Annotated in this window: 3 protein-coding genes and 2 tRNA genes; 2 read left to right on the top strand and 3 right to left on the bottom strand. The window is 64.7% G+C overall.

The window, feature by feature from the left end:
* Positions 1-236: 236 nt before the first annotated feature.
* Positions 237-989 (top strand): hypothetical protein, encoded by a 753-nt coding sequence (locus GSY69_RS13630; protein WP_160954372.1) that lies wholly within the window; start codon positions 237-239, stop codon positions 987-989.
* Between the two features lie 11 nt (positions 990-1,000).
* Positions 1,001-2,188, top strand: a complete 1,188-nt coding sequence (locus GSY69_RS13625) for a tyrosine-type recombinase/integrase (RefSeq protein WP_160954371.1) — start codon at positions 1,001-1,003, stop codon at positions 2,186-2,188.
* Positions 2,189-2,268: 80 nt separating this feature from the next.
* Here GSY69_RS13625 and GSY69_RS13620 read toward each other — a convergent pair.
* From GSY69_RS13620 to GSY69_RS13610, 3 genes are all read right to left on the bottom strand, one after another.
* Positions 2,269-2,341, bottom strand: a tRNA-Ala gene (locus tag GSY69_RS13620).
* Positions 2,342-2,527: 186 nt separating this feature from the next.
* Positions 2,528-2,601: transfer RNA gene (locus GSY69_RS13615), tRNA-Ile, on the bottom strand.
* A gap of 121 nt (positions 2,602-2,722) precedes the next feature.
* Positions 2,723-3,234, bottom strand: a 512-nt coding sequence (locus GSY69_RS13610) for a DUF3566 domain-containing protein (RefSeq protein ID WP_235936571.1), incomplete at its 5' end; no start/stop codon positions are given.

The raw sequence follows: 3,234 nt of genomic DNA, 5'->3' as shown, positions 1-3,234 counted from the left end.
GGGACCGGGCCACTCGCACGACGTCTTCGCGGAACTCCTGGGGGTAGGGAGCGGGCATGGTGCACATCCTTCCAGGCCGCCCTGCGGGCAAGCCAGATCAGATGTCACCTATCTATGCGGCAGTCCCCTTCCCTTCCGTGCGCCAGCGGTAGATCGTCTGTTTCGGGACGTGGATGTATGCGGACAGCGAGTCCGCCTCAAACCATTCCGGAACTGCGTCAGTCGTATAAACCTGCATGTCGTTCTCCATTTCATTGGCGGTCTGTGAACGTGAACACTCGCACGATACCACGGGTGTTCATCGATTGTCTGCGAACCTCAAACATGCCATGATTACTTCCATGAGCAACAGCGCCGCGGGGCGGTTACGCCCCCGCATCACCCCTTCAAACAACGACGGGGTATCCGACGAGTGGTTAGGGCATCTCGTCCCGGACGACACTTCGTTCGCCGAGCTGCCCGGAGACTACTGGCATCGTGTCGAGGTCGAGGGAGTCAACTTCCCCCTCTGGGCCAGATTCGGCCAGACCGAAATGGGGGACTTCGTTGTCACCGGAATGCTCTTGGGAGAGCCTGACGAATCGCAGGCCATTGGAACCGGTGCGCTGAGCAAGATAGCTATCAACGACATCCTCGCGGTGGCTAATGACCTGTCGGAAACAGACGGTCGCATCATCGAACACGCAAGTGACTTCGTGGGGCGCGTACCGACGCCCGGAGGTCAGCCCACGGATGATCGCGTTTACGCGGAAGCAGCGCGGGCATGGGCACTTGCGAAAGCACTGAACGGTACTGCGACAGTCTCGACCGTTGCGAACCTACTAACCACGTCCCGACCGACTGCATCAAGACGAATCCAACGTGCGCGCAGTGAGGGACTCTTGAAAGCGGAGACCGAGCGGCTGGCGAAGATGCCAAGGGCCGCAATCGAAAACGAAGCACGTGAGTCTGCCTTCAACACGAAGTACTTTGAGATGCCGCCCTTCTAGTAAGGAACACCATGCCTAGACCTCGCCTTGAACTCGGCACATGGGGCAAGATCACCCGCACCGAGGTAGCACCCAAGCGGTACCGTGCCCGCGCCCGCTTCCGGGACTTCACCGGCAAGACACGACAGGTCGAAGCCTGGGGCACCTCCGGCGCAGCCGCCCAACGCGCCCTAGAACGAGACCTCCGGGACCGCGCCCAATCCGCAGGCGAGCACATCACCCGCGAGATGCGCATCAGCACCCTCGGCCGGTCATGGCTGGCAGAAATGGAACAGTCCGAACTCAAGCCACAGTCACTAGCCGAATACCGCGCCACGTTCACCCAGCGAATCGAACCGGCCCTCGGTGAGTACGCGATCCGCGAGGCCACGATCTCCGTCCTCGACCGCTTCCTGAAGTCTGTGGCAGCGGAAAGGCCGGCTCTGGGCAAGCAGTGCAAGGTCGTGCTCAACGGCATGTTCGGACTCGCCGCGCGCCATGATGCGATCACCCACAACCCCGTGCGCGAGACGAAGCTCCCCTCACGGCAGCGGCAGGCCGTCATGGCGCTCAGCCTTGACGAAGTGCAGGCACTCCGCCGCGGGGTCTACGCCTGGCAGAACGAACCGGGCACGCACGGCCCCAAGCGGGCGCCCGACCTGCTCGACCTCGTGGACGTGCTGCTTGGCACCGGCCTCCGCATTGGGGAGGTGTGCGCACTGCGCTGGGATGACGTAGACCTTGGAGCCGAGCAGCCTGCAATCGTCGTCTCGGGCACCGTCGTGCGGGTCAAGGGGAAGGGCCTGACGCGCCAGGCTCACCCCAAGACCTCGAGCGGGTTCCGCCGCCTCATTCTCCCGACGTTCGTCGTCGAGACTCTGCTCCGCCGTCAGGTGGAGGCGCAGCCGAACCCGTGGAATGTCGTGTTCCCCAGTGCGGCGGGGACGCTGCGCGATCCGCACAACGTGCGCCGGCAGTGGCGCGACGCTCGCACCGCGGCCGGGTTCGAGTGGGTATCGCCGCACACCTTCCGCAAGACGGTGGCGACGCTCGTGGATCGCACGAGGGACACGGAGAGTGCTGCGGCACTTCTGGGACACTCCGGTACGGCGGTCACGCACGCGCACTACGTGCAGAAGCTCCACGAGGCTCCCGACCTCTCGAATGTGCTCTCCCAGCTGGGGGCGAACAGGCCGGGGCTGATCGAAAAAGGTGGGTAAGCGTGGGGTATGTGACCCCATAGCGAAAATGCGAAAGGCCCTGGCTGGGTGTTATCCCAGGCCAGGGCCTCTGTTGGTTGTGGAGGTAAGGGGACTCGAACCCCTAACCCCCTGCTTGCAAAGCAGGTGCGCTACCAATTGCGCCATACCCCCAAGGTCCGGCCAGCCTACACCGAATCGGTGAACTGGGACCAGGCTCGGTGACCGCTCATCCTGCTGCGCCGCCGGCTGGCGAGCAGGCCCGCCAGGGCTGCGAGAATTCCCGCGATCGGCAACCACGTCTTCATGAGCGCTCCGCTCCTTGGAGTCCAGGCTCCGGTGCTGTCTCAGGGTGGTGCGTGGGCCTAAGAGGACTTGAACCTCTGACCTCTTCGTTATCAGCGAAGCGCTCTAACCGCCTGAGCTATAGGCCCCTGTGAACCGAACCAACTATATAGGCAACGCCGGGGCCAAGCAAAATCGCAGCGGCGGCGTCCCCGCAGGGAAACCGCCGCCGCGATCGCGTCGGGTCCGCGCCTGTGCGCGGCCACCGTGTCAGTCGTCGGAGAGCGTGAGGTGGAAGCCGCCCACGATGGATGCGCCGATGTTGTACAGCAGCGCGAACAGCGTCGACAGCGCGGTCATGAGCACGATGTTCACCACGGCCAGGATGATCGCGAAGCTGAGGATGCGCCCCAGCCCGAACAGGCTGAGCAGCTGGTCCGCGCTCTCCGTGCCCGCGATCTCGCCCAGCGTCGACTGGAGGTTCTGCAGCGTGCCGGTCGCCTGCAGCACGAGCCACAGCACGAGCGCCGCGATGACAGTCGCGATGCCGATCGCCACGGACAGCAGGAACGTCATCTTCATGACCGACCACGGGTCGATCTTCGACACGGTGAGCTTGACGGTGCGCGGGCCCTTCTTCTTCGCGGACCCGCCCATCTTCACGCCGGACGAACTGGCGCGCACCGGCTCGCCCTCCCCGCGGGGCGCCGCGCTGGCCCCCTGGGGCGCGGAGCCGCGCTGCGAGCCCTGGCCCGCCGTGCGCTGCACACCGCCGCGCGGCG

Source organism: Brevibacterium rongguiense, assembly GCF_009857845.1.
Classification (GTDB): Bacteria; Actinomycetota; Actinomycetes; order Actinomycetales; family Brevibacteriaceae; genus Brevibacterium; species Brevibacterium rongguiense.
The sequence above is the reverse complement of the archived record's forward strand: the minus strand, read 5'-3'. Positions and strand labels throughout refer to the sequence as shown.

What these genes read in the sequence shown, in the direction of transcription:
- GSY69_RS13630 (WP_160954372.1), top strand. Translation starts at nt 237, where the DNA reads ATGTCGTTCTCCATTTCATTGGCGGTCTGTGAACGTGAACACTCGCAC.
- GSY69_RS13625 (WP_160954371.1), top strand. Translation starts at nt 1,001, where the DNA reads ATGCCTAGACCTCGCCTTGAACTCGGCACATGGGGCAAGATCACCCGC.